Raw genomic sequence first — 23997 nt, forward strand, 5'->3', positions numbered from 1 at the left:
ATGGCCTTTTCGACCCAGGACAGCGACGAAGTCCTCAGTGAAATCAACGTCACGCCGCTGGTGGACGTCATGCTGGTGCTGCTGGTGGTGTTCATCGTCACCGCGCCGCTGCTGACCAACGCCATCCCCATCAACCTGCCCAAGACCGAGGCCGTGGCCCCGGTAGAGCAGAAGGACCCGCTGGTGGTCAGCATCGACGGTGAAGGCAAGTTGTTCATCAACAAGGACCAGATCCAGCCCGACCTGCTGGAAACCAGCCTCAAGGCCGCCAAGGACAAGGACGCAGACGTGCGCGTGCAGCTGCAGGCCGATGACGGCGTTAACTACGGCGAAGTGGCGCGGGCCATGGCAGCCATCGAACGTGCAGGCATCAGCAAGCTGGCGGTGATTACCGCACGCTGATACCCGCCAAACCTCTTCAGGCAAGTGCTTATGGGCCACATCTCTTGGCAGGGGGTGGCCCTTTTTTTGCCGTGACAGGTCCAGCGCCTGTGAGGTCGAGCGCCGCCCGCGCGGCGCTCGGTCTCACAGCCGACAATTCTCTCAAGGTGTACATTTAGGTTATTAATAAATAGCTTCTTATTCCTTTACGAATATAACTCCCTCCCTATACTGGTCTCCAAGCACGCAAACTTACTGGAGGCGTCCCCATGCGCAATGAGTCGATTCGCTACCTGATTGTGCCGGGCTGGCAAGGATCGCCAGACAACCATTGGCAAAGTCACTGGCAGCGCACCCTGCCCAACAGTGCCAGGGTGGAGCAGCACGACTGGCTGACCCCGCAGCGCCAGGACTGGGTGCAGGCACTGGAGCAGGCGATTGTTGCCGAAGAGTCGCCGGTGATCCTGATTGCCCACAGCCTGGGCTGCATCACCGTCGCCCATTGGGCTGCGCAGGCCAGCCCGGCCTTGCTGCGACGTGTGCGTGGCGCGCTGTTGGTGGCACCAGCGGACGTCGAGCGGCCCACCTGCGCGCCAGCCTTGCGCAACTTTGCGCCGATCCCGACCGACGCACTGCCGTTCCCCAGCCAGGTGGTCAGTTCGGACAACGACCCGGCCGTGAACGTGCCACGGGCGCTGTACCTGGCCCAGGCCTGGGGCGCCGAGGCGGGGTTGCTGAGCAACGCCGGGCACATCAACGTCAAGTCCGGCCATGAGCGCTGGGAGCAAGGCTTCGCCTACTTGTACCGCTTGCAAAGCCGGGTTGAGCAGCGCGCACTGCGCCGCGCCTGATCGCCTTTAACGCTTACCTGACGCCCGGCCAATGAAGGCCTGGGGCGGGAGTTTGTCATGACTTTTCAAAACCCGTTTGGCCAGCCGCTGCTGACCTTTCCCGAGCTGGACAAGAGCCCGCTGAGCATCCGCGCCAAGGCGCTGGTGTTCATCGACCCGCGTTCGCAGCAACTGCGCGAAGACCTTGAGCGCCTGGCGCCGCAACCCTTGCCCGTGCTGATCCGTGGCGAAACCGGCACCGGCAAGGAGTTGCTGGCACGGCAGATCCATCGTGCCAGCGACCGCAGTGGTTTGTTCGTGTCGGTCAACTGCGCGGCCATCAGCCCCACCTACGCCGATGCCGAACTGTTCGGCTACAGCGCCGGCAGCCAGGGTGGCACGGCCAGCAGCCGCGCCGGCTGGTTCGGCTCGGCCAATGGCGGCACGTTGTACCTGGACGAGATCGCCGACTTGCCGCTGGCCATCCAGGGCAAGCTGCTGGCCGCCCTGGAAAACCGCGAAGTCACCCGGGTGGGCGCGCAGCAGCCGCAGCCGGTGGATGTGCGGCTGGTGGCCGCGACCAGCATCGATCTGGCGCGGGTGGTGCGTGCGGGGCGCTTCAACGAGCGCCTGTACCAGTACCTGCGCGAGGGGGCGCTGGAGCTGCCGCCGCTGCGCGAACGGCCGGGCGATATCCTGCCATTGGCCGAGTACTTCGTGGGCATCTACAGCGTGCGGCTGCAGCGGCCTGTGGCGCTGGTGAGCGAGGCGGCGCAGCAGGTGCTGGAGGCGCATCCCTGGCCCGGCAACACCCGTGAACTGGAGAACGTCATCCACTTCGCCTTGCTGGTCAATGACGGCGAAGAGCTGCAGCCAGAGGACCTGGACCTGCCCAACCCCGCGCGCTAGACATCGCTCATAAGCAAAGTGGCTGATGGCGATTTGTTTTTGGAATAAGCAGCTAAGTAAAAGGTATTGTTGCGGCATAAAAAATCCAGCTATTGTCCGCCTCACGCCCGCTGGTGAACCGGTTGGGCACCCAATTCGCCATCGTCGATGGCCCAGAACCAGAACAAGGACCACCATGAAGAAGACCCTGCTGACCACTGCCCTGGCCGCTGCCCTGTCGTTCGCCGGCCTGGCTGCCGCCGCCGAGAAACTGGTAGTTGCCGCAACCCCGGTACCGCACGCCGAAATCCTCGAGCTGATCAAGCCGACCCTGGCCAAAGAAGGTGTGGACCTGCAGATCAAGGTCTTCACCGACTACGTGCAGCCGAACGTGCAGGTTGACCAGAAGCGCCTGGACGCCAACTACTTCCAGACCCTGCCGTACCTGAAGAGCTTCAACGAAGGTAAAGGCACCCACCTGGAAACCGTGATCGGCGTGCACGTTGAGCCGTTCGGTGGTTATTCGAAGAAGATCAAGAACCTGTCCGAGCTGAAGGAAGGCGCTACCGTTGCCATCCCTAACGAAGGCAGCAACAGCGGCCGCGCCCTGATCCTGCTGCAGAAGGCTGGCCTGATTACCCTGAAAGACCCGAAAAACGCGCTGGCCACCCCCAAGGACATTGCCGAGAACCCGAAGAAGCTGAAGTTCCGCGAGCTTGAATCGGCCATGCTGCCGCGTGTGCTGGACCAGGTCGACCTGGACATGATCAACACCAACTACGCCCTGGAAGCTGGCCTGAACCCGGCCAAGGATGCGCTGGTGATCGAAGGCGCCGACTCGCCGTACGTGAACTTCCTGGTTGCCCGCCCGGACAACAAGGACAGCGAGGCCATCCAGAAACTGGCCAAGGCCCTGACCAGCCCCGAGGTGAAGGCATTCATCGCCAAGAAGTATCAAGGTGCTGTGCTGCCGGCGTTCTGATGCGGTCGAAGTACCTGGGATGACCAACGCCGACGCCTTTGCGTCGGCTTTTTTTTGTGCTGCTAGCAGCCCTTACGGCCCTGGCACCAACCGCAATGTACTCTGTGCCGGAATCATCCCCATCTGCGTCTTCTGGTACTGCCCCTGCACATACCCTTCGGCCTGATCCGAGTAATGCCGGTCAAACGGCACGCCACTCTGCCCGACCGGGTTGCTGGTCAGCGCCTGCCCGGCATCGGCAAAATCGATCAGCCGCCGCGTTGAAGGCCCATAGGTCACCGGCCATGGCGCCGGGCCGATCTTCGCAGAAAGGTTGTTCGGCACCTCATGGGTACCGGGCGCGGCGAACGGCCCAACGTTGAACAGCAGGTTCAGCGGCTTTTTCACCCCAAGAGGGTGGTTGTGGGTCAGGGTATGGGCCTTGCCCCATTGCCAGCTGGCCGGGTCGCTACCCAAGGTATCGCGCAGGTGCTTCAGGCTGCGCTGCCAGGCCAGGCGTACGATGGCGGTACGGTCGGTACGCTGGTTGCCACCTCGGGTGTTCCACCAAGGGGAGTCGGCGTCCGCCGCCAGGCGTGGCAAGGCAGCGTCGATGGCGCGGGTGCTGATCAGTACCGGGAACCAGGTTTCGCCCAGTTCGTCGTGCAGGGCCGCGAAGGCCAGTTCGTAGAGGAACTGGTTGAACAGCGTGGCGCTGGTCGAATCCAGCGGGTAGTCGCCGCGCCAGGCGGCGAGCTGTTCGATCAGTTCCTTCTCTTCGTCTCCGTCCGCCACTGCGCGCAGGGTTGCCAGCAGCGGTGCAAGGGTGCGCGGGCCGTGGTCGCTGGCGGTGTCCAGTTGCAGGGCCTGGCTGTTCTGGGTATCCCATTTCACCTCGGGGTTAGCCAGGTGGCGGTCGAGCTGGCGGCCTCGGTCGGGCAGGTTGTAGTAACCCGGTATGGGCAGCCCTGCTGGCGGCTGGTAGTTGGCCGAGACGATATAGCCGCGCGCCGGGTTCTCTTGCTGCGGGTTGACGTTGAAGGGGTAGAACCCGAGCTTGTCGGCCTGCGCGCTGGCGCCGTCGAGGATGAACGCCGGGTCGACGCCGTCGGGGCGTATCGGGAGCTTTGCCGCCGCCCACCAGCCGATGTCACCTCGGGCATTGGCCCAGACAAAGTTAAGGCCTGGTGCATGGACCTTGGCGGCAGCCTCGCGCATCTTGCCCAGTGTGTCGGCACGGTTGAGCTGGTAGAAACCTTCGAGGATCGGGTTTTCGGTTTCCAGGAACGCCCACCACATGGCGATGGGCGTAGGCCCGGCAGTAGCGCCCAGCACGTCGTTGACGATCGGGCCATGTGGCGAGCGGCGCAGGCTGAGTGTGACCGGTGCTTCGCCTTTGACCGCGATCTGCTGCTCGGTCTTTTCCAGCGCCTGCCATTTGCCTTCGACCATCACCTGGTTGGCGTCGGCCGGGTTGGTGCGCTCGGCGATCAGGTCGACGTCATCGTTCTGGAACATGGTCAGGCTCCAGCCGAAGTCGCGGTTGTGACCAAGCAGGGCAAAGGGGTTGAGCGCCTGGAAGTAGCCATACAGGTTGAACCCGGGTGCCGAGAGTTCGGCCTCGTACCACACCGCCGGCACTGCGAAACCGATGTGCGGGTCGCCAGCCAGCAGCGGTTTGCCGCTGCGGGTATGGTTGCCGGCCACCGCCCAGGCGTTGCTGCCTTCAAACTGCGGGATGCCCGCCTCACCCAGCGCCTGGTGGCTGAGGCGGGCTAGGGCTTCCAGGCTTTGCCAGTCCGCAGCGGCCAGTGGCGTGCCCAGCGCCCCCTCGGGTTTCCAGCCGAGGTCGAAGATGTTCAGGTAGTCGGGGCCAAGCTGGTCGCGTATGTAGGTCAGTGCGGGCTCGGTGCGAAACGCAGCGGCGAAGCTGTAAGCGAGGTAACCGGCAATGCTCAGGGTATCTTCGGCGGTAAACGGGCGAGGGGTGATACCCAGCAGGTCGAACTCCACGGGCTTGGGATGGCTGGCTTGCCAGCCGTTGACCCCGTCGAGGTAAGCTTGCAGGGCCTGCCAGGCAGGTGACTGGCGGTCCTGACGCTTGGCCATCAGTGCGGCCTGTTCGCGAATGCGCAGGCTGCGGAACAAGGTATCGGTGGGCAGCAGCTTGTCGCCCAGCACCTCGGCCAGTTCACCTCGGGCCAGGCGGCGCAGTATTTCCATCTGGAACAGCCGGTCCTGGGCATGCACGTAGCCCAGGGCGCGGTACAGGTCTGCCTCGTTTTGCGCCTGCAGGTGCGGCACACCGCGGGCGTCGTAGCGCACGCTGACTGGCGCCTGCAAGCCAGCCAGGGCCACCTGGCCCTCGCGCTGCGGCAGCTTGCCCTGCACGTACCAGTAACCGGCGCCGGCGGCCACGGCAACCACCACGGCCAACAGGGTCAGGCTGCGCTTCATGCAAGCTCCTTGTGCGTCAAAGCAGAAAATGTGGTTCGATCATCGGCGGATTCGCGAACAGAGCATAGCCCCGGGAAGGAAATTCCATGTCACTCAGCGAAAAACAGAAGATGCTTACAGGCCAGCTCTACCACGCTGGCTGCCCCGAACTGCAGGCCGAGCAGATCGCCAACAAGCACTGGATGCACCGCTACAACAGCAGCGTCGACTTGCTCAACGACGCACGCCATGGGCTGTTGCTGGAGCATTTCGGCCAGGTGGGCGAAGGCGCGGTGATTCGCCCGCCGTTCTATTGCGACTACGGCTACAACATCAGCGTTGGCCGCAACACCTTCATGAACTTCAACTGCGTGATCCTCGACGTGATGCCGGTGCGCATCGGCGACGACTGCCAGATCGGCCCCAACGTGCAGATCTACACCGCCGACCACCCGCTCGACCCAGCAGTACGGCGCAGCGGGCTGGAGAGTGGGCGGGCGGTGACCATCGGCAACAACGTGTGGATCGGCGGTGCGGCGATCATCCTGCCAGGGGTGACGATTGGCGATAACGCCGTGGTCGGCGCGGGTAGCGTGGTGACCCGAAATGTGCCAGCGGGGGCGACGGTGGTGGGCAACCCGGCGCGGGTACGTCAGCCAGCCCAAGGGCAGTAGCAGCCCACCGCCAGTGTGTTGGATGCGGTCACCCGGCGGCCGTCGAGCAGTGCCTTGAGGATGGGCTCGACGAAGCTGTTGCTGGCGTTGCACACCGCGCCTTCGCTGTAAGGGCCGAAGTAAGCGAGGCGACCTTGCCGATCCCAGATGGCCACGGCCGGGGAGGCGGGCAGGTGCTCGCTACCGGGCAGGCTGGCGATGGGCTTGAGGGCGGTGAGGTTGGCGGGCAGCTGGCCATGGCTACCGGGCTTTTGCAGCACATGGAAGGTCACGCCCTGGGCTGCGAACTGGCTGACCAGGTCGCCCAGGTGTTGCTGGTTGCCGACGTTGCAGGGGCAGGCCGGGTCCCAGAAGTGCACCACGCGGATCGGGCCAGGGCCGGCCAGCTCGGGTGGCAGTTGCAGTTGGCTGCCGTCGAACAGCGTGGTCTGGTTGTCGAACGGGCGCAGGTAGCGGGCCTGGAAGGTGGTGTAGGCCTGCCAGAGGATGGCGGCGCCAGCTAACAAGGCGACTACCATGCACAGCGGTTTTATGATTTGGCTATTCATGAAGAGTAGGTGGCCGCTCCCACAATTAGATCGGTGCTGGTTGTTCGAGGTGAGCAAGCTTGCCACGACGCCGGCCAGAGCTGAATATCCCAGATCAATACTTGCTTCGCCGTGGATGTACCCGATGCCTGTTGCTTTTCACCCCGATCACCTGCGCCACAGCCTTTTGCCGTTGACCGCTCGCCAGCCGTTGTCGGTCGAGGCGCAGGACTACCAGCGCTTCTATGGCCTGAACGTGTCAGCCCAGAGCTGGCTGGGCGGCTTTCAGGCGGCGGGGTTCGACCTGGTCGGGCAGGTGTGGCTACCTGAGCAGCCGACCGCGACGTTGTTCCTGCTGCACGGCTACTACGATCACATGGGCCTGTATCGGCATGTGATCGACTGGGCGCTCACGCAGGGTTTTGCTGTGATCAGCTGTGACCTGCCCGGCCACGGCCTGTCCAGTGGCGAGCGGGCCAGCATCAGTGATTTTTCGGTGTATCAGCAGGTGCTGGAGGCGTTGTTCGAACAGGCGCGCACGCTGCAGCTGCCGCGCCCCTGGCACCTTTGCGGGCAAAGCACCGGTGGCGCCATCGCCGTTGACCACCTGCTGCATCAGGGGGCACACAGCCCCATCGATGGCCAGGTCATCCTTTTGGCACCGCTGGTGCGACCTTGTTCCTGGCGCTGGTCGAAGTTGAGCTATCGCGTGCTGCGTCACTTCGTGAACGGCATCGAACGGCGCTTTAGCGAAAACACCAATGACCCGGCCTTCCTGCCGTTCCTCGAGGCCGACCCGCTGCAACCGCGTCGCCTGCCAACCGCCTGGGTGGGCGCACTGATCGCCTGGGTCAAACGCATCGAAGCCGCGCCGCACAGTCCGCGGCGGCCGTTGATCGTGCAGGGGGAGGCCGACGGCACGGTGGATTGGCCCTACAACCTCGAAGTGCTCAAGGCCAAGTTTGCCGACCCACAGATATTGATGCTACCCGAGGCCCGTCACCACCTGGCCAACGAGCTGCCAGGCATTCGCCAACGCTACTTCGACTTCATCGACCAGCGCCTGGGCTGATCACTTCAGGTCGTTGCTGCTCTGGCCAACCGCCAGGCCCGCACGCACAGCCGCCAGCGCTGCCTGGTAGTAGGCTTTGCCGTCGGGTGATTCGGCAAAGGTGGCGAACGCTTCCAGCTCGGCATCGGACAGGTCGCGATAGACATACAGCAAGGTGTTGTTGAGGTCTTCGCCGATCTGGTTCATCAGGCGCTGGCGCTGGCCGTCGAGCAGGCCCTGTGCCTGGCCGCCGCCGAACAGGCCAGGGATCATCGAGCTGAGGCTGTCGGCCGCCACGCCAGCAATGGCCAGGCTGACTTCGGCACCGGCCTCACGCGCTGGCAGGGCTTGCGCCAAGTGGCCGATGACCAGCAGGCGGTCGTCGCTGGCCTGGATCTTGGGCAGGCCTTTGGCATTCTTGGCCAGTTCGTCCTTGCGGGTGGCCTTCAGCTCGGCTGCCACCACCTTGCGCCCCAGCGGCGACTGGAAGAAGGCCAAGGCAGGTGCCGGATTGGCCAGGGTGGCCCGCAGCTGCGCCTGGGCGCGACGGTCCACCGCCTGGGCCTGGAAGCGCTGGTTGCTGTTGTTGACCAGCGCCTGGTACACGGCGGGGGGCAAACTGTTGCGGTAGCGCGCCTGGGCGGCGGTGAGAGCATCGTTGAAGTGGGCGCGCTGGTCGGGCCAGCCGGCGGCCTTGTACAGTTGATCCAGGTTGTCTGCCCAGACAGGCATGGTGCAGATCATCAGCAGAATCAGGGAAAACAGACGGCGCATTCAGGACTCCTGTCGGCAGGTGGCTATTGTCCTTGGCCCGGCGCCGGTTTGTCGAGATATCCGCGTATTTCTCGGCCAAGTGGCGCTGTGCGCCGGCATGGCGAATGGATATGATGCGCGCCATGCACAACTCCCCCGAACACCCGATGCTTGCGGCCGTCGTCGACGATCTGGCCACCCATGGCTGGTCCCAGCAGGCGCTGTTTTTGCCTGCCGACCTGGTGCGTGCGCTGGCGGCCGAATGCCGACGCCGTGATGCCGAAGGCGAGCTTAACCCGGCAGCGGTTGGGCGCGGGGTTGCCCAGGAGGTGCGCGAGGCCATCCGCGGCGACCACATCCAGTGGATCGACCCCGGGCAGGCCGAGGCCTGCGACCAGTACCTGGCGGCCATGGACCAGTTGCGCCTGGTCATCAACCAGGGCCTGTTCCTGGGCCTGGAGGATTTCGAGTGCCATTTTGCCTTGTACCCACCGGGGGCGTTCTATCGCCGGCACCTGGACCGCTTCCGCGACGATGACCGGCGCATGGTGTCGGCCGTGCTGTACCTGAATGAAGGCTGGCAATCTGAGGACGGGGGCCAGTTGCGCATGTTCCTGGCCGATGGCGTCGAGCACGACGTTGAGCCTGTGGCGGGTTGCCTGGTGGTGTTCCTGTCGGGCGAGGTGCCCCACGAAGTGCTGCCGGCCGGGCGAGAACGGCTGTCGTTGACGGGCTGGTTCCGGCGCCGTGGCAATGACCCGTTCTGATTTGCCCAAGGTACTGGTCAGCGCTTGCCTGCTGGGGCAACCGGTGCGCTATGACGGCCGGGCCAGTGGCCATCCTGACTTGTTGCAGCAATGGCAGGCAGAAGGGCGCGTAGTGCCGTTGTGCCCGGAGGTGGCAGGTGGATTGCCGACGCCGCGTCCGCCTGCGGAGATTCCGGGTGGACAGGGTGGCGAGGTGCTTGATGGCGAGGCGCAGGTGCTGACGGTGACGGGTGAGGATGTCAGTGCCGCGTTTCTGGCCGGGGCGCAGTTGGCGCTGGTACTGGTGCAGCGGCATGGCATTCGTGTGGCAGTGCTGAAGTCGGGTAGCCCATCGTGTGGTAACCGGTTGACCTATGACGGCACGTTCACTGGTGTGAAGGTGGCGGGGGAAGGGGTGACCACGGCGTTGCTGCGGCGGGCGGGGGTGCGGGTGTTCAGCGAGCTGGAGCTGGAACAGGCGCAGCAGGCGCTGGCTGGGCTTTCAGTTTAAGCCAGTACCGGCCTCTTCGCGGGTAAACCCGCGAAGAGGCCGGTACTGGCTGTAAAAAACCTTACTGCCCGGCCGCAGTCTCCTGCACACCCTTGAACCACTTCTGCTCAAGCTCGGCAGTGCGGCCACTGTCTTTCAGCCGTTGCAGCGCATTATTCACCGCGCTCTCGAACGCCGGGTTGTCCTTCTGGAACGGAATCACCCGCTTCTTTTCGCCAATCGGCAGGCTTACATCGAGTGGGCCGTCGCCCTTTGGCGCATCGGTCGATGGGGTGAGTGCAATGTCATATTTGCCACTCTCGACACCGCTCAGCACTTCGGCGGCCGGGACCTCGACGAACTCGGCGCGCAAGTCCAGTTCCCGGGCCAGGTCCTGGCCAAATTCGATGTCGAACCCCGTCAGGTGATCGTCTTGCTTGAAGGCGTACGGTGAGTTGTCAGCCCGCACTGCAATGCGCAGTTCGCCCCGGTCGGCGACTTCGTCTATCAGCTCCGCCTGGGCCAATGGACTGATCAGTACTGCCAGCAGTACCCCTATGGTCGAACGCATGAATGCCCCTTTTCTTTTAGCAGATGAATAACTTTCGCCACGGCTTTCTTCCTCGCCGTGATCGAACGCAGCCTATGACCTTGAAGCCTCGGCATTGTTTAACCCTGACGGAAATATTTCTGTCAGGCAATGTGAACACCTTGGCGAATATTTCAACTAAGGTGAACTACCGCTGCCGTTGGATCCCAGGCTGCGGTCAATAAGTGAATCACAGGAGAAGTGAATGAACAGCCTATTTTCGCGTGCTGCCGTTGCCGGTCTGCTGATGGGAGCGTCGGTATTCGCCAGTGCCGCAGATGCCCTGAAGAGCCAGGAGCCGCCCAAGGAGGCCAAGGTCTTCATCGTTTCCCCCGCCGATGGCGCCACGGTCGACAAGACCTTCACCGTCAAGTTCGGCATTGAGGGCATGGCACTCAAGCCAGCGGGTGACCAGACCCCGCACACCGGGCACCACCACTTGCTGGTGGATGTGGATAAAGAACCCGTGGCTGACATGCCGCTGCCAACCAGCCTGATGCCGGAAGCCGGCACCGCGCTGCCGGCGGGCCCGCAGGTGCTGCACTTCGGCAAGGCGCAGACCGAGACCAGCATTACCCTGACGCCGGGCAAGCACACCCTGCAATTGATTCTGGGTGACCAGTATCACGTGCCGTTCAAGCCGAGCGTCGAGTCGAAGAAGATCACGGTTGAAGTGAAATAAAAAAAGGGAGGCCACCAGGGCCTCCCTTTTTCATGCAGCAAGCGAACTTAGAACAGGACGCGGGAGCGGATGGTGCCTTTGACCTGTTGCAGTTTCTCTTGCGCCAGGTCGGAGTACTCGGCGTCAACGTCGATTACCACGTAACCGACTTTCTCGTTGGTCTGCAGGAACTGACCGGAGATGTTGATACCGTTCTCGGCGAACACCTTGTTGATCTCGCTGAGCACGCCCGGGATGTTTTCGTGGATGTGCAGCAGACGGTGCTTGCCGGGGTGCGCCGGCAGGGCCACTTCCGGGAAGTTGACCGAGGACACCGAGGTACCGTTGTCGCTGTACTTGACCAGCTTCTCGGCCACTTCCAGGCCGATGTTGGCCTGGGCTTCGGCGGTGGAACCACCGATGTGCGGGGTCAGGATCACGTTGTCCAGGCCGCGCAGCGGGCTTTCGAACTCTTCGTCGTTGGAGCGTGGCTCGACCGGGAACACGTCGATGGCGGCGCCGATCAGGTGCTTGTCCTTGATGGCGGCGGCCAGATGGTCCAGTTCAACCACGGTGCCACGGGCGGCGTTGATCAGGATCGCGCCCTTCTTCATCGAGCGGATTTCCTTCTCGCCGATCATCCACTGGGTGGATGGCAGCTCAGGCACGTGCAGCGAAACGATGTCGGCCAGGCCCAGCAGCTCGTTCAGGCTGGTGACCTGCACGGCGTTGCCCAGTGGCAGCTTGGTCAGCGGGTCGAAGAAGTACACCTGCATACCCAGGTTCTCGGCCAGGACCGACAGCTGGGTGCCGATCGAACCGTAGCCGACGATGCCCAGCTTCTTGCCACGGATTTCGAACGAGTTGGCCGCGCTCTTGATCCAGCCGCCACGGTGGCAGGAGGCGTTTTTCTCAGGGATGCCGCGCAGCAGCAGGATGGCTTCGGCCAGCACCAGCTCGGCCACCGAGCGGGTGTTGGAGTACGGCGCGTTGAACACTGCGATACCGCGCTCGCGGGCCGCTTCCAGGTCTACCTGGTTGGTGCCGATGCAGAAGCAGCCAACAGCGACCAGTTTCTTGGCGCAGTCGAAGATCTCTTCGGTGAGCTGGGTGCGCGAACGGATGCCGATGAAGTGGGCGTCGGCGATCTTTTCCTTCAGCTCGGCTTCCGGCAACGAACCAGTGAGGTATTCGATGTTGGTGTAGCCGGCAGCCTTGAGGGTATCGACTGCGTTCTGGTGCACACCTTCAAGAAGAAGGAACCGGATCTTGCTCTTGTCGAGAGAAGTCTTGCTCATCTGCGTAAACCTGTATCCCGGAGAAAAAATGGCGAGGGGTGATGCCAGGCGCGAGGGCAGCCTTAGCATGAACAGCGGGAGGGCTATGCTAGCATACGCGACACAATCTGAGCTTATCCCGACAGGTGAAGAGTGCTCAGGGTGACTATGAATAAGTCGAGAGTTCCAGCGATGACCCACCCCGCTGTAATTGAAGAACTGATGACCCTTGTCGACCCTGGCAAGGTCCTGACCGACGCGGCTTCCCTCGAAGCCTATGGCAAGGACTGGACCAAGCATTACCCGCCGGCGCCCAGCGCCATCGTCTTCCCCAAGACGGTAGAACAGGTGCAGGCGATTGTGCGCTGGGCCAATGCGCACAAGGTAGCCCTGGTGCCCTCTGGCGGGCGTACCGGGCTTTCGGCCGGCGCCGTGGCGGCCAATGGCGAGGTTGTCGTTTCTTTCGACTACATGAACCAGATTCTCGACTTCAATGCCTTCGACCGCACCGTGGTCTGCCAGCCGGGCGTGATCACGCGTCAGTTGCAGGCCTACGCCGAAGAACAGGGCCTTTATTACCCAGTGGACTTCGCCTCCAGCGGTTCTAGCCAGATTGGCGGCAACATCGGCACCAATGCCGGCGGAATCAAGGTGATTCGCTACGGCATGACCCGCAACTGGGTGGCCGGGTTGAAAGTGGTCACCGGCAAGGGCGAACTGCTGGAACTGAACAAGGACCTTATCAAGAACGCCACCGGCTACGACCTGCGCCAGTTGTTCATTGGTGCCGAAGGCACGCTGGGCTTCGTGGTCGAGGCCACCATGCGCCTCGACCGGGCACCGCGAAATCTTACGGCGATGGTGCTGGGTACACCGGACTTCGACTCGATCATGCCGGTGCTGCATGCCTTCCAGGGAAAGCTGGACCTCACGGCCTTCGAGTTTTTCTCCGACAAGGGCCTGGCAAAGATTCTGGCGCGCGGTGACGTACCGGCGCCGTTCGAGACCGACTGCCCGTTCTATGCGTTGCTGGAGTTCGAGGCCAGCACCGAGGAAGTGGCCAACGAGGCCCTGGCCACCTTTGAGCACTGCGTGGAGCAGGGCTGGGTGCTGGACGGGGTGATGAGCCAGAGTGAAACCCAGCTTGAAAACCTGTGGAAGCTGCGCGAGTACCTGTCGGAAACCATCTCGCACTGGACTCCGTACAAAAACGACATTTCCGTCACTGTGTCGAAAGTGCCGGCGTTCCTGCGCGATATCGACGCCATCGTCGCAGAGCATTACCCCGACTATGAGGTGGTGTGGTACGGCCACATCGGCGATGGCAACCTGCACCTGAACATCCTCAAGCCCGAGCACATGAGCAAGGATGATTTCTTTGCCTCGTGTACCAAGGTCAACAAGTGGGTGTTCGACATCGTTAAACGCTACAACGGTTCGATCTCGGCCGAGCATGGCGTGGGCATGACCAAGCGCGACTATCTGGGCTACAGCCGCTCGCGCGAAGAAATCGCCTGCATGAAGGCGATCAAGGCCGTATTCGACCCTAACGGCATCATGAATCCGGGTAAGATCTTCGCACCTGAATAAAAAGCAGTATCCAGAGGAGTCGGCCATGAGTTACCAGCACCAGTACGTAGACGGCACGCGCATTCACTTCCCGTTGGGCAAGGTGGTGTGCATCGGCCGCAACTATGCCGAGCATGCCAAGGAACTGGACAACCCGATCCCTACCGAGCCGCTGCTGTTCATCAAGCCGGGTAGCTGCGTGGTGCCGGCCGAAGGCGGCTTCAAGATCCCGGCCGAACGTGGTTCGGTGCACTATGAGGCCGAAATTGCCGTGCTGCTGGGCAAGCCGCTGTCGACCCATCCGAGCGAGGAAGAGGTGTTGGACGCCATTTCCGGCTATGCCCCGGCGCTGGACCTGACCCTGCGCGATGTACAGGCCAAGCTGAAAGAGAAGGGCCTGCCGTGGGAGCTGGCCAAGTGCTTCGACGGCGCCTGTGTGCTGCCGCCGTTCGTCTCGGCTGGCAGCTTTGAGGACGTGACCGACATTCCGGTACGCCTGACTGTCAACGGCGAAGTGCGCCAGGATGGCAACAGCGCGATGATGCTGAACCCGATCGTGCCGATGATCCAGTACATGGCGGCGCATTTTTCGTTGCAGGCGGGGGATGTGATTCTCACCGGCACCCCGGCGGGCGTGGGGCCGTTCAATGTGGGTGATGAGCTGGTGCTGGAGCTGCCGGGTGTAAGCCGCTTCGAAAGCCGGGTGCTCTGAGTCCGAACCGCGAAGAGTTAGGCCCTGTTTACCGATTTTTCACACTCGATCCGGATAATGCGCGGATCTTCGCCCATTCCCCCAGGACCCGCGCATGCCATCCTCCTCCGCCCCGGCAACCTCCAAGCGTCGCTTCTACCTGCGCTGGCCCTTCGGCCTGGCCGTGGCAGCGGTGATCGGTTATGGCGTGGCCGTGGCCATGCACTGGGATGACCGCGGTGCGTTGTGGGTAAAAGAGAGCTTCGAAAGCACCGCCGAGCGCAGCGAAAGCGTGTGGTTGCCGGACTACCAGGTAGACATCGATGCCAAGCCGCTGCCAGGCATGGACGATGACGAAGCCTCGGACCTGGCCTTCAACCCACATACCCGCACCTTGTTCGCGGTCATGGGCAAGAACCCGATCCTGGTCGAGCTGAGCCTGGAGGGTGATGTACTGCGCAAGATCCCGCTCAATGGCTGGAACAACCCGGAAGGCGTTGCCGTGCTGGAAGACGGCTACCTGGCCATCACAGACGAGCGCCTGCATGACCTGACCGTGGTCAAGGTGGATGCACAGACCACGGCGTTGAACCATGACGACTTCCAGAGCCACGACCTGGGCGCGTCGGTGAAAAGCAACAAGGGCTTCGAGGCCGTGGCCTGGGACCCGATGCGCCAGCGCCTGATCATCGGCGAAGAGCGCCCGCCCAAGCTGTACACCTGGAACACCGATGGCCGCAGCCCGCTCAAGGGTGAGAAGCAGCCTTTGCCGAGCGATGAGCTCGACCTGCGCAACCTCTCGGCGCTGGGTGTCGACCCGCGTACCGGCCACCTGCTGGTGCTCTCGGCCGACTCCAACATGCTGCTGGAGCTGGACGAACAGGGCCAGCAGGTCAGTTTCATGACCTTGCTTGGCGGCTTCAACGGGCTTGAAGACACCATCCCGAGGGCCGAGGGGGTGGCGATGGACGACAAGGGCAACCTGTATATGGTAAGTGAGCCGGCCTTGTTCTATCGCTTCAGAAAAAACTGAGCCCGAAATCGGGCATTTCGGATGCTGGCATTAAGCTTTACTTCAGTTGTTCATGGTTAGATTCGCCACCCCTGTGTCGAGCCTGCCCTTATGCGCCGTTATGTTCGCCTTATCCTTGCTTTCGCCGCCCTCGGCTTACTCCTGTTTGGCTGGGCCGGGCAGGAGTTTCGCCTGTTCGAGCGCGGCTGGTTCAACCTGAAGACCTGGTGGCAGCCCGCCGAGCAGAGCATTGGCCTGGACCGCTACCGGGTGGTGGTGGAGGCCAAGCCGGTCGAAGGGCTGGATGACGACATCTCGGCGCTGACCTACGACCCCGACCGCAAGACCCTGTTCACCGTCACCAACGCCCGTTCGGAGCTGATCGAGCTGTCGCTGGACGGCCGTATTCTGCGCCGGGTGCCATTGACCGGGTTTGGCGACCCGGAAGCCGTGGAGTACGTGGGGCCCAACAGCTATGTGATCACCGACGAGCGCCAGCAGCGGCTGATTCGCGTGCGGCTGGAAGACGACACGATGTTCCTCGATGCCGGTGACGCCGAGCAGCTCAGCCTGGGCATTGGGCTGAACGGCAACAAGGGTTTCGAGGGGCTGGCCTACGATTCGGCGGGTAAGCGCCTGTTCGTGGCCAAGGAGCGTGACCCGATGCTGATCTACGAGGTGCACGGCTTCCCGCATGACAACCCGGAAAAGCCTTACGCGGTGCATGTGGTGCAAGACCGCAAGCGCGATGCGCGGCTGTTTGTGCGGGATTTGTCGAGTTTGCAGTTCGATGAGCGCAGCGGGCATTTGCTGGCGCTTTCGGACGAATCGCGCCTGGTGCTGGAGCTGGATGTAGAAGGCAGGCCGCTGAGCACCTTGTCGCTGCGCAAGGGCTTCCAGGGGTTGCAGGCGACGGTGCCGCAGGCCGAGGGGATTGCGATGGATGAGGCGGGGACCATTTATCTGGTCAGTGAGCCGAACCTGTTTTATGTGTTCAAGCAGCTAGCGGAGTGAGCAGGAGGGGCTGCTTTGCAGCCCTTTCGCGGCACAAGGCCGCTCCTACAGGGGAGCGCATCAGGTTCAGGCGCTGCAGTCTCTTGTAGGAGCGGCCTTGTGCCGCGAATCGAGGGCAAAGCCCTCGCCGACGATTACTCGGCCTTCAGGGTTTTCACGCCTTCAGCGGTACCCAGCAGCAGCAAATCCGCTGGCCGCGCCGCGAACAGGCCGTTGGTCACCACACCTACGATGGCGTTGATCTGCGCTTCCAGCTCCGCCGGGTTGGTGATCTGCAGGTTGTGCACGTCGAGGATCACGTTGCCGTTGTCGGTCACAACGCCTTCGCGATACACCGGGTCGCCGCCCAGCTTCACCAGCTGGCGCGCCACGTGGCTGCGGGCCATCGGGATCACTTCGACCGGCAGCGGGAAGGCGCCCAGCACCGGCACCAGCTTGCTGCCGTCGGCGATGCAGATGAAGGTCTTGGCCACGGCCGCGACGATTTTCTCCCGGGTCAGGGCCGCGCCACCGCCTTTGATCAAGTTCAGGTGCGCGTCGCTTTCGTCGGCGCCGTCCACGTAGAACTCCAGCTCGCTGACGCTGTTCAGCTCGTAGACCGGGATGCCATGGCCCTTCAGACGCTGGGCGGTGGCTTCGGAGCTGGCGACTGCGCCGTCGAAGGCGGTCTTGTGCTGAGCCAGGGCGTCGATGAAGAAGTTGGCGGTCGAACCGGTGCCGACGCCGACAACGCTCTTTTCATCCAGCTTGGGCAGAATGAAGTCGACAGCGGCCTGGGCGACGGCCTGTTTGAGTTGGTCCTGGGTCATGCGGGCTCCGAAAAGGGGCAGGGCGGTTTTCAAAGTTGCTTAGTATAACGGCTTGGGCGGCTTTGCTGTGGTCGCCCGACGTAGCGCTGGGGTAGACTCCCAGCCCTTGTCCCGCGGCCCAGTGATGCTTTCCCGATGCTCGAACAGTACGTCAAGAAGATCCTCACCTCGCGCGTCTATGACGTTGCCGTCGAAACCCCGTTGCAGAGCGCCGGGCAGCTGAGCAAGCGCCTGGGCAACCAGATTCTGCTCAAGCGTGAAGACCTGCAGCCGGTGTTCTCGTTCAAGATCCGTGGGGCGTACAACAAGCTGGCCCAGCTGAGCCCGGAAGAGCTGGCCCGTGGCGTGGTTACCGCCTCGGCTGGCAACCACGCCCAAGGCCTGGCCCTGGCTGCGCGCGAGATGGGCATCAAGGCCACCATCGTAATGCCCAAGACTACTCCTGAGATCAAGGTCGAAGGCGTGCGTTCGCGCGGTGGCAAGGTGGTGCTGCATGGCGACTCGTTCCCCGAGGCGCTGGCCTATTCGTTGAAGCTGGTGGATGAAAAGGGCTTTGTCTACGTCCACCCCTACGATGACCCGCACACCATCGCTGGGCAGGGCACCGTGGCCATGGAAATCCTGCGCCAGCACCCTGGCCAGTTGGACGCGATCTTCGTTCCTGTGGGGGGCGGCGGCTTGATCGCCGGCATTGCTGCCTACGTGAAGTACCTGCGCCCCGAAATCAAGGTGATCGGCGTGGAGCCGGACGACTCCAACTGCCTGCAGGCGGCGATGGCGGCCGGCGAGCGCGTGGTGTTGCCGCAGGTCGGGTTGTTCGCCGACGGTGTGGCGGTGGCCCAGATTGGCCAGCACACCTTCGAGATCTGCCGTCACCATGTGGATGAGGTGGTGACGGTCAGCACCGACGAAATTTGTGCGGCAATCAAGGATATCTACGACGATACCCGCTCCATCACCGAACCTGCCGGTGCTCTGGGCGTTGCGGGTATCAAGAAGTATGTCGAGCTGTACGGCGTGACCGGGCAGACCCTGGTGGCTATCGATTCCGGCGCCAACGTCAACTTCGACCGCCTGCGCCATGTGGCCGAGCGTGCAGAGCTGGGTGAAAAGCGCGAGGCGATCATCGCCGTGACCATCCCCGAGCGCCCGGGCAGTTTCAAGGCGTTCTGTGAGGCCATCGGCAAGCGCCAGATCACCGAGTTCAACTACCGCAAGCACACCTCTGACGAGGCACACATCTTCGTCGGCGTGCAGACCCATCCGGAAAATGACCCGCGAGCGGCGCTGGTGCAGCACCTGACCGAGCAGGGCTTCCCGGTTACCGACTTGACCGACAACGAACTGGCCAAGCTGCATATCCGCCACATGGTCGGCGGCCATTCGGCCGGTGCCAGCGATGAGATGGTGCTGCGCTTCGAGTTCCCCGAGCGACCGGGAGCGCTGTTCAACTTCCTCAATAAGCTGGGCGGGCGCTGGAACATCTCGATGTTCCATTACCGCAACCATGGCGCGGCTGACGGGCGTGTGGTGGCGGGGTTGCAGGTGCCGGAGGACGAGCGCCACCTGGTGCCGGCGGCCTTGGCCAAGATCGGTTACCCCTACTGGGACGAGACCGAGAACCCGGCGTACAAGCTGTTCCTGGGTTGAGCGGCTAAGCTTGGCTTATTGCTCAAGGATGTGAAGACATGGAACACCTGACCACCCTCAAGACCCTGCACATGATCGCTACCGCCCTGTTGCTTTTGGGGGCTCTGGGCCTGGCGATCTGGACCGTGCGTGCCCGCAGGCGAGGCGATGCCGAGGCCTATGCCAAGCTGCTGCGTCGACCGCTGGTGTTCGTCTGGCTGGTCATGGGCCTTTGCCTGGTGAGCATGCCATTTACCGGCTGGTGGCTGGTGCACCTCGTGGGCTGGCCGCTTGGGCAGATCTGGGTGCTGGCGTCCAGCATCATCTATACCGTTGGCGCGTTTGCCGTGTGGTGGCTGCTGGTGCGGCTGAACCGGCTGCGCAAGGCCGAGGTGGTGGGGTTGCGGTTTACCCTGGCGCTGGCGGTGTTCAGTGGGGTTTGCTTCCTGTCCATTGCCGGGCTGATGGGCGCCAAGCCAGTCTGATTGAATTTGGGGCTGCTTTGCAGCCCATCGCCGGCAATCTCAAGCCCTGAGCGAAACCACCGGCCATCCACGCTTTTCAGCCTCGGCCCGAAGATTCGGGTCCGGGTCCACCGCCACCGCATGCGTCACCCGCTGCAACAGCGGCAAATCATTCATCGAGTCGCTATAGAAATAGCTGTCCTCAAGATCAAAGCCGTTCTCCAGCATCCAGCGCTGCAGCCGCGTCACCTTTCCTTCACGGAAACACGGTATATCGGTACTGCGCCCGGTATAGCGGCCTTCATGCCTTTCGCATTCAGTCGCCAACAACACCTTCACTCCAAGGCGCCGGGCAATCGGTGCGGTGACGAAGCGGTTGGTAGCGGTAATGATCACCAGCTGGTCGCCCGCCTCACGGTGTTGCTGCAGCAAGGCCAGGGCCTTGGGGAGGATGATCGGCTCGATGCAGTCGCGCATGAAGTCGCGGTGCCATTCGTCCAGCTGGGCTGCGGGCGTTGCCGCCAGGATTTCCATGGAGAAGGCCAGGTAGGCCTGCAGGTCCAGGGTGCCGTTGAGGTAGTCCTGGTAGAAGCCATCGTTGCGCTGCTTGTAGGCAACCGGGTCAAGGATGCCGCGCTGGCACAGGTAGTCACCCCAGGCATGGTCGCTGTCGCCACCGAGGAGGGTATTGTCCAGGTCGAATAAAGCCAGGCGCATCGCGGTCACTCGTATCAGCCTCAGGGTAGGCCCGCAGAATACGGAGTTTTCACGCTGCTGCACATAAGCTTGGCGGGCGCGTTGCTGCGCTCGCAAGCTTTGTGGAACAATGCGGTGACATGCGTTTGCGAGGTTGCTGCCGTGATCGACCCGGATGGTTTTCGCCCCAATGTCGGGATCATTCTCACGAATGATGCCGGGCAGGTGCTATGGGCTCGACGGATCAACCAGGATGCCTGGCAGTTCCCCCAGGGTGGTATAAACCCTGACGAGACGCCGGAAGATGCCCTGTACCGCGAGCTGAACGAAGAAGTTGGCCTTGAACGCGATGATGTGGAAATTCTTGCCTGCACCCGCGGCTGGTTGCGTTATCGTTTACCCCAGCGATTGGTCCGTACCCACAGCCAGCCGCTGTGCATCGGCCAGAAGCAGAAGTGGTTCCTGCTGCGCCTGGTCAGCAACGAACAGCGGGTGCGGATGGACCTGACCGGCAAGCCGGAATTCGACGGCTGGCGCTGGGTGAGCTATTGGTACCCGCTGGGCCAGGTTGTGACATTCAAGCGCGAGGTGTACCGGCGCGCCCTGAAAGAGCTAGCACCGCGTCTGCTGACGCGCGACTGACGACGGAGTTCGACCCCGAGCCATGCTCAATACGCTGCGCAAGATCGTCCAGGAAGTAAACTCCGCCAAAGATCTCAAGTCGGCGTTGGGGATCATTGTCTTGCGCGTCAAGGAAGCCATGGGCAGCCAGGTCTGCTCGGTCTACCTGCTCGACCCGGAAACCAACCGCTTCGTGCTGATGGCTACCGAAGGCCTGAACAAGCGCTCCATCGGCAAGGTCAGCATGGCCCCCAACGAAGGCCTGGTCGGCCTGGTCGGTACCCGGGAAGAGCCGCTGAACCTGGAAAACGCCGCCGACCACCCGCGTTACCGTTACTTCGCCGAAACCGGTGAAGAAAAATTCGCCTCCTTCCTCGGTGCGCCGATCATCCACCACCGCCGCGTGGTCGGGGTGTTGGTCATCCAGCAGAAGGAGCGGCGCCAGTTCGACGAGGGCGAAGAAGCCTTCCTGGTCACCATGAGTGCCCAGCTTGCCGGGGTTATCGCCCACGCCGAGGCCACCGGTTCGATCCGTGGCCTGGGCCGCCAGGGCAAGGGCATCCAGGAAGCCCGCTTCGTCGGTGTGCCAGGCTCGCCTGGTGCCGCCGTGGGCCGCGCGGTGGTGATGCTGCCACCCGCCGACCTGGAAGTGGTGCCGGACAAGACCGTCGATGACATCGATGCCGAACTCAAGCTGTTCCAGAACGCTCTTGAAGGCGTGCGCGACGACATGCGCAAGCTGTCGGCCAAGCTGGCCACCCAGCTGCGCCCGGAAGAGCGCGCGTTGTTCGACGTATACCTGATGATGCTCGAAGACGCGGCTTTGGGCGGTGAGGTGACCGAAGTCATCAAGACCGGCCAGTGGGCCCAGGGTGCCCTGCGCCAGGTGGTGGGTGAGCACGTCAACCGCTTCGAGCTGATGGACGATGACTACCTGCGCGAGCGCGCTTCCGACGTCAAAGACTTGGGCCGGCGCCTGCTGGCCTACCTGCAGGAAGCCCGTTCGCAGTCGCTGGTGTACGCCGACAACACCATCCTGGTCAGTGAAGAGCTGACCCCGGCCATGCTTGGCGAAGTGCCGGAAGGCAAGCTGGCTGGCCTGGTCTCGGTGCTGGGCTCGGGCAACTCGCACGTTGCTATCCTGGCTCGCGCCATGGGCATCCCCACGGTGATGGGCCTGGTCGACCTGCCGTATTCCAAGGTCGACGGCATCGAGCTGATCGTCGATGGCTACAAGGGTGAAGTCTTTACCAACCCGAGCGAAGTGCTGCGTAAGCAGTACAGCGATGTGGTCGAGGAAGAACGCCAGCTGGCCCAGGGCCTGGACGCCCTGCGCGAACTGCCCTGCGTCACCCCGGACGGCCACCGCATGCCGCTGTGGGTCAACACCGGCTTGCTGGCCGACGTGGCCCGCGCCCAGCAGCGTGGCGCCGAAGGGGTTGGTTTGTACCGCACCGAAGTGCCGTTCATGATCAACCAGCGCTTCCCCAGCGAGAAGGAGCAGCTGGCCATCTACCGCGAGCAGCTGGCGGCGTTCCACCCGCTGCCGGTGACCATGCGCACCCTGGACATCGGCGGTGACAAGGCGCTCTCGTACTTCCCGATCAAGGAAGAAAACCCCTTCCTCGGGTGGCGTGGCATCCGCGTCACCCTCGACCACCCGGAAATCTTCCTGGTGCAGACCCGCGCCATGCTCAAGGCCAGCGAGGGCCTGAACAACCTGCGCATCCTGCTGCCGATGATTTCCGGCATCCACGAGTTGGAAGAAGCCCTGCACCTGATACACCGCGCCTGGGGTGAGGTGCGTGACGAAGGCACCGACGTGCCAATGCCGCCAGTGGGCGTGATGGTGGAAATTCCAGCGGCGGTGTATCAGACCAAGGAACTGGCGCGGCAGGTGGACTTCCTGTCGGTGGGTTCCAACGACCTGACCCAGTACCTGCTGGCGGTGGACCGCAACAACCCACGGGTTGCCGACCTTTACGACTACCTGCACCCGGCGGTGCTACAAGCGTTGAACACGGTAGTGCGCGACGCCCATGGCGAAGGCAAGCCGGTGAGCATCTGCGGTGAGATGGCCGGTGACCCGGCAGCGGCGATCCTGTTGATGGCCATGGGTTTCGACAGTTTGTCGATGAACGCCACCAACTTGCCGAAAGTGAAGTGGATGCTGCGCCAGGTGAACCTGGGCAAGGCCAAGGAGCTGTTGGCTGAAGCCTTGAGCCATGACAACCCGCAGGTTATCCACAGTTCGCTGCAGTTGGCGCTGAAGAACCTTGGGTTGGCGCGGATGATTGGGCCTGGGGCCAATAAAACCCTTTGATTTGTTTGGGCCGCTTTGCGGCCCTTTCGCGGCGCAACAGCCCCATGGCCCTCAAACCGCGAACTCAACTTCCCCGAGGTGTCCACCAAAGGGCCCGAAACTGCGCTCAATCAGCTGCCTTCTGCCCTGATCATCCACAATCAGCACCGTACTCGCCCGCGTCCCGTAGTTCTGGCTGGCAATAAACACACTCGACAACAGTTTCTCGGTCGCCACCCCAACGCCAGTCTCAGGTAGATCACCATCCGCCGCAGGCTCGTTATCTGCCAGCAACGCCAGCAACCGCTGCGGTTCCGGCGTTTCCAGCAACCCTTCCAGCCCACTGCGCGCCTTCACCAACTTCGGCCAAGGTGTGTCCAGCCCGGCGTTGGAAAGCCCGTAAACCCCCGCCTCCAGCAGGCGCGGCGTGGCATCTCGCGCATGCAGGTAACCCAGATGCTGCCCATCACCCACCAGCAGGTTGAACCCCGAATACTGCCCACTGTGGCTGGCCACCTGGTCCAGGTAAGCCTCGACCCCCAACTCACCTTTCAGATATGCCGCCACCAGCTCGCCCCGTGAGCGCGGCCCCACCGCCTGACCCGGGTCACGGATATTGGTCAACGCGGCAAAGCGCCCCTGCGGCCCCACGCCCAGCCAAGTGCCACCGGCCTCCAGGTCGCGGCCGGCATGCACGCCGGGGGCGTCCTCCCAGGCCGCCAGGGCCTGGGTGGGGCGGGCATAGAACTCGTCGCGGTTGGCCGCGACGATCAGCGGCAGGGCATGCCCCGGCCGCCAGGCGAATACGATCAGGCACATCGGTTGGGCCTCTGTGTTTTATGCCACTGTACCCACAGCTGCGGGGCGGATCCATCCTGTCACAGAGTTCACTAGAGCCCTGAGCCCGGCTTCCGTTACCATGCCGG

25 protein-coding genes are annotated in these 23997 nt (G+C 63.0%); 17 read left to right on the forward strand and 8 right to left on the reverse strand.

What is annotated here, in order from left to right:
* From D906_RS06610 to D906_RS06625, 4 genes are all read left to right on the forward strand, one after another.
* Nucleotides 1-402: a biopolymer transporter ExbD gene (locus D906_RS06610; RefSeq protein ID WP_016712576.1), complete on the forward strand. Its 402-nt coding sequence runs from the start codon at nt 1-3 to the stop codon at nt 400-402.
* A gap of 248 nt (nt 403-650) precedes the next feature.
* Nucleotides 651-1232 (forward strand): alpha/beta hydrolase, encoded by a 582-nt coding sequence (locus D906_RS06615; protein ID WP_019097334.1) that lies wholly within the window; start codon nt 651-653, stop codon nt 1230-1232.
* Between the two features lie 57 nt (nt 1233-1289).
* Nucleotides 1290-2120: a sigma 54-interacting transcriptional regulator gene (locus tag D906_RS06620; RefSeq protein ID WP_025752184.1), complete on the forward strand. Its 831-nt coding sequence runs from the start codon at nt 1290-1292 to the stop codon at nt 2118-2120.
* Nucleotides 2121-2295: 175 nt separating this feature from the next.
* Nucleotides 2296-3081: a MetQ/NlpA family ABC transporter substrate-binding protein gene (locus D906_RS06625; protein ID WP_019097332.1), complete on the forward strand. Its 786-nt coding sequence runs from the start codon at nt 2296-2298 to the stop codon at nt 3079-3081.
* A gap of 72 nt (nt 3082-3153) precedes the next feature.
* On the opposite strand, the gene D906_RS06630 is transcribed toward D906_RS06625, so the two are convergent.
* The gene (locus tag D906_RS06630; protein ID WP_027614825.1) at nt 3154-5517 is read right to left on the reverse strand and encodes a penicillin acylase family protein; all 2364 of its coding nucleotides are present in this window, start codon (nt 5515-5517) and stop codon (nt 3154-3156) included.
* 86 nt (nt 5518-5603) lie between these two features.
* Between D906_RS06630 and D906_RS06635 the strand changes: the two genes are divergently transcribed.
* Nucleotides 5604-6170 (forward strand): sugar O-acetyltransferase, encoded by a 567-nt coding sequence (locus tag D906_RS06635; RefSeq protein ID WP_027614826.1) that lies wholly within the window; start codon nt 5604-5606, stop codon nt 6168-6170.
* Here the strand turns inward: D906_RS06635 and D906_RS06640 are convergent.
* Nucleotides 6149-6718, reverse strand: a complete 570-nt coding sequence (locus D906_RS06640) for a DUF6436 domain-containing protein (RefSeq protein ID WP_027614827.1) — start codon at nt 6716-6718, stop codon at nt 6149-6151. The two genes, D906_RS06635 and D906_RS06640, sit on opposite strands and share 22 nt — an antisense overlap.
* A 124-nt stretch (nt 6719-6842) precedes the next feature.
* Here D906_RS06640 and D906_RS06645 point away from each other — a divergent pair, with 124 nt between their 5' ends.
* Entirely contained in the window at nt 6843-7769 is a 927-nt protein-coding gene (locus D906_RS06645; RefSeq protein WP_027614828.1) for an alpha/beta hydrolase, read from the forward strand.
* On the opposite strand, the gene D906_RS06650 is transcribed toward D906_RS06645, so the two are convergent.
* A complete protein-coding gene (locus tag D906_RS06650; RefSeq protein ID WP_019097325.1) occupies nt 7770-8522 on the reverse strand; it encodes a DUF2059 domain-containing protein in 753 nt (250 codons plus the stop codon). It abuts the gene before it with no gap.
* Nucleotides 8523-8635: 113 nt separating this feature from the next.
* Between D906_RS06650 and D906_RS06655 the strand changes: the two genes are divergently transcribed.
* A complete protein-coding gene (locus tag D906_RS06655; RefSeq protein ID WP_027614829.1) occupies nt 8636-9268 on the forward strand; it encodes a 2OG-Fe(II) oxygenase in 633 nt (210 codons plus the stop codon).
* Entirely contained in the window at nt 9255-9758 is a 504-nt protein-coding gene (locus D906_RS06660) for a DUF523 domain-containing protein (protein ID WP_025752198.1), read from the forward strand. The genes D906_RS06655 and D906_RS06660 overlap by 14 nt, the downstream gene beginning before the upstream one ends.
* A 61-nt stretch (nt 9759-9819) precedes the next feature.
* Here the strand turns inward: D906_RS06660 and D906_RS06665 are convergent, their stop codons facing one another.
* Nucleotides 9820-10308: a transporter substrate-binding domain-containing protein gene (locus D906_RS06665; protein ID WP_019097323.1), complete on the reverse strand. Its 489-nt coding sequence runs from the start codon at nt 10306-10308 to the stop codon at nt 9820-9822.
* 223 nt (nt 10309-10531) lie between these two features.
* Between D906_RS06665 and D906_RS06670 the strand changes: the two genes are divergently transcribed.
* On the forward strand, nt 10532-11008 hold the full coding sequence (locus D906_RS06670; protein WP_016712565.1) for a DUF4399 domain-containing protein: 477 nt from the start codon (nt 10532-10534) through the stop codon (nt 11006-11008).
* 47 nt (nt 11009-11055) lie between these two features.
* On the opposite strand, the gene serA is transcribed toward D906_RS06670, so the two are convergent.
* Nucleotides 11056-12285: a phosphoglycerate dehydrogenase gene (serA, locus tag D906_RS06675; RefSeq protein ID WP_016712564.1), complete on the reverse strand. Its 1230-nt coding sequence runs from the start codon at nt 12283-12285 to the stop codon at nt 11056-11058.
* 171 nt (nt 12286-12456) lie between these two features.
* Between serA and D906_RS06680 the strand changes: the two genes are divergently transcribed.
* From D906_RS06680 to D906_RS06695, 4 genes are all read left to right on the forward strand, one after another.
* Nucleotides 12457-13854 (forward strand): FAD-binding oxidoreductase, encoded by a 1398-nt coding sequence (locus D906_RS06680; protein ID WP_019097322.1) that lies wholly within the window; start codon nt 12457-12459, stop codon nt 13852-13854.
* A gap of 25 nt (nt 13855-13879) precedes the next feature.
* Nucleotides 13880-14545: a fumarylacetoacetate hydrolase family protein gene (locus tag D906_RS06685; protein WP_016712562.1), complete on the forward strand. Its 666-nt coding sequence runs from the start codon at nt 13880-13882 to the stop codon at nt 14543-14545.
* A 94-nt stretch (nt 14546-14639) separates the two neighbouring features.
* A complete protein-coding gene (locus tag D906_RS06690) occupies nt 14640-15557 on the forward strand; it encodes an SdiA-regulated domain-containing protein (protein ID WP_019097321.1) in 918 nt (305 codons plus the stop codon).
* A gap of 90 nt (nt 15558-15647) precedes the next feature.
* On the forward strand, nt 15648-16550 hold the full coding sequence (locus tag D906_RS06695; RefSeq protein ID WP_025752201.1) for an SdiA-regulated domain-containing protein: 903 nt from the start codon (nt 15648-15650) through the stop codon (nt 16548-16550).
* Between the two features lie 134 nt (nt 16551-16684).
* Here D906_RS06695 and rpiA read toward each other — a convergent pair whose 3' ends face one another.
* Complete coding sequence (gene rpiA, locus D906_RS06700) at nt 16685-17359, reverse strand: ribose-5-phosphate isomerase RpiA (RefSeq protein ID WP_016712559.1); 675 nt, start codon at nt 17357-17359, stop codon at nt 16685-16687.
* Between the two features lie 135 nt (nt 17360-17494).
* On the opposite strand from rpiA, the gene ilvA reads away from it, so the two are divergent.
* Both ilvA and D906_RS06710 read left to right on the forward strand, forming a co-directional pair.
* Entirely contained in the window at nt 17495-19009 is a 1515-nt protein-coding gene (gene ilvA / locus D906_RS06705) for a threonine ammonia-lyase, biosynthetic (RefSeq protein WP_019097319.1), read from the forward strand.
* 38 nt (nt 19010-19047) lie between these two features.
* Complete coding sequence (locus tag D906_RS06710) at nt 19048-19473, forward strand: DUF2269 domain-containing protein (RefSeq protein ID WP_019097318.1); 426 nt, start codon at nt 19048-19050, stop codon at nt 19471-19473.
* Nucleotides 19474-19512: 39 nt separating this feature from the next.
* Here D906_RS06710 and D906_RS06715 read toward each other — a convergent pair whose 3' ends face one another.
* Nucleotides 19513-20169 carry an HAD family phosphatase gene (locus D906_RS06715; RefSeq protein ID WP_016712556.1) on the reverse strand — a complete coding sequence of 219 codons (657 nt, stop codon included), beginning with the start codon at nt 20167-20169 and terminating at the stop codon, nt 19513-19515.
* A 141-nt stretch (nt 20170-20310) separates the two neighbouring features.
* Between D906_RS06715 and D906_RS06720 the strand changes: the two genes are divergently transcribed.
* Nucleotides 20311-20790, forward strand: coding sequence for an RNA pyrophosphohydrolase (locus tag D906_RS06720; RefSeq protein WP_003249017.1), 480 nt, complete (start codon nt 20311-20313; stop codon nt 20788-20790).
* 22 nt (nt 20791-20812) lie between these two features.
* On the forward strand, nt 20813-23092 hold the full coding sequence (ptsP, locus tag D906_RS06725) for a phosphoenolpyruvate--protein phosphotransferase (RefSeq protein WP_016712555.1): 2280 nt from the start codon (nt 20813-20815) through the stop codon (nt 23090-23092).
* 51 nt (nt 23093-23143) lie between these two features.
* Here ptsP and D906_RS06730 read toward each other — a convergent pair whose 3' ends face one another.
* Nucleotides 23144-23890 (reverse strand): NRDE family protein, encoded by a 747-nt coding sequence (locus D906_RS06730; protein ID WP_025752208.1) that lies wholly within the window; start codon nt 23888-23890, stop codon nt 23144-23146.
* Nucleotides 23891-23997 lie beyond the last annotated feature (107 nt).

The organism is Pseudomonas sp. LAIL14HWK12:I1, assembly GCF_003202095.1.
Classification (GTDB): domain Bacteria; phylum Pseudomonadota; class Gammaproteobacteria; order Pseudomonadales; family Pseudomonadaceae; genus Aquipseudomonas; species Aquipseudomonas monteilii.

Coding starts and splice junctions, on each gene's coding strand:
- D906_RS06685 (WP_016712562.1), top strand. CDS start 13,880: ATGAGTTACCAGCACCAGTACGTAGACGGCACGCGCATTCACTTCCCG.
- D906_RS06730 (WP_025752208.1), bottom strand. CDS start 23,890: ATGTGCCTGATCGTATTCGCCTGGCGGCCGGGGCATGCCCTGCCGCTG.
- D906_RS06645 (WP_027614828.1), top strand. CDS start 6,843: ATGCCTGTTGCTTTTCACCCCGATCACCTGCGCCACAGCCTTTTGCCG.
- D906_RS06640 (WP_027614827.1), bottom strand. CDS start 6,718: ATGAATAGCCAAATCATAAAACCGCTGTGCATGGTAGTCGCCTTGTTA.
- D906_RS06710 (WP_019097318.1), top strand. CDS start 19,048: ATGGAACACCTGACCACCCTCAAGACCCTGCACATGATCGCTACCGCC.
- ptsP (WP_016712555.1), top strand. CDS start 20,813: ATGCTCAATACGCTGCGCAAGATCGTCCAGGAAGTAAACTCCGCCAAA.
- D906_RS06650 (WP_019097325.1), bottom strand. CDS start 8,522: ATGCGCCGTCTGTTTTCCCTGATTCTGCTGATGATCTGCACCATGCCT.
- D906_RS06695 (WP_025752201.1), top strand. CDS start 15,648: ATGCGCCGTTATGTTCGCCTTATCCTTGCTTTCGCCGCCCTCGGCTTA.
- D906_RS06620 (WP_025752184.1), top strand. CDS start 1,290: ATGACTTTTCAAAACCCGTTTGGCCAGCCGCTGCTGACCTTTCCCGAG.
- D906_RS06625 (WP_019097332.1), top strand. CDS start 2,296: ATGAAGAAGACCCTGCTGACCACTGCCCTGGCCGCTGCCCTGTCGTTC.
- serA (WP_016712564.1), bottom strand. CDS start 12,285: ATGAGCAAGACTTCTCTCGACAAGAGCAAGATCCGGTTCCTTCTTCTT.
- D906_RS06680 (WP_019097322.1), top strand. CDS start 12,457: ATGACCCACCCCGCTGTAATTGAAGAACTGATGACCCTTGTCGACCCT.
- D906_RS06630 (WP_027614825.1), bottom strand. CDS start 5,517: ATGAAGCGCAGCCTGACCCTGTTGGCCGTGGTGGTTGCCGTGGCCGCC.
- D906_RS06690 (WP_019097321.1), top strand. CDS start 14,640: ATGCCATCCTCCTCCGCCCCGGCAACCTCCAAGCGTCGCTTCTACCTG.
- D906_RS06715 (WP_016712556.1), bottom strand. CDS start 20,169: ATGCGCCTGGCTTTATTCGACCTGGACAATACCCTCCTCGGTGGCGAC.
- D906_RS06660 (WP_025752198.1), top strand. CDS start 9,255: ATGACCCGTTCTGATTTGCCCAAGGTACTGGTCAGCGCTTGCCTGCTG.
- D906_RS06615 (WP_019097334.1), top strand. CDS start 651: ATGCGCAATGAGTCGATTCGCTACCTGATTGTGCCGGGCTGGCAAGGA.
- D906_RS06670 (WP_016712565.1), top strand. CDS start 10,532: ATGAACAGCCTATTTTCGCGTGCTGCCGTTGCCGGTCTGCTGATGGGA.
- rpiA (WP_016712559.1), bottom strand. CDS start 17,359: ATGACCCAGGACCAACTCAAACAGGCCGTCGCCCAGGCCGCTGTCGAC.
- D906_RS06655 (WP_027614829.1), top strand. CDS start 8,636: ATGCGCGCCATGCACAACTCCCCCGAACACCCGATGCTTGCGGCCGTC.
- ilvA (WP_019097319.1), top strand. CDS start 17,495: ATGCTCGAACAGTACGTCAAGAAGATCCTCACCTCGCGCGTCTATGAC.
- D906_RS06610 (WP_016712576.1), top strand. CDS start 1: ATGGCCTTTTCGACCCAGGACAGCGACGAAGTCCTCAGTGAAATCAAC.
- D906_RS06665 (WP_019097323.1), bottom strand. CDS start 10,308: ATGCGTTCGACCATAGGGGTACTGCTGGCAGTACTGATCAGTCCATTG.
- D906_RS06635 (WP_027614826.1), top strand. CDS start 5,604: ATGTCACTCAGCGAAAAACAGAAGATGCTTACAGGCCAGCTCTACCAC.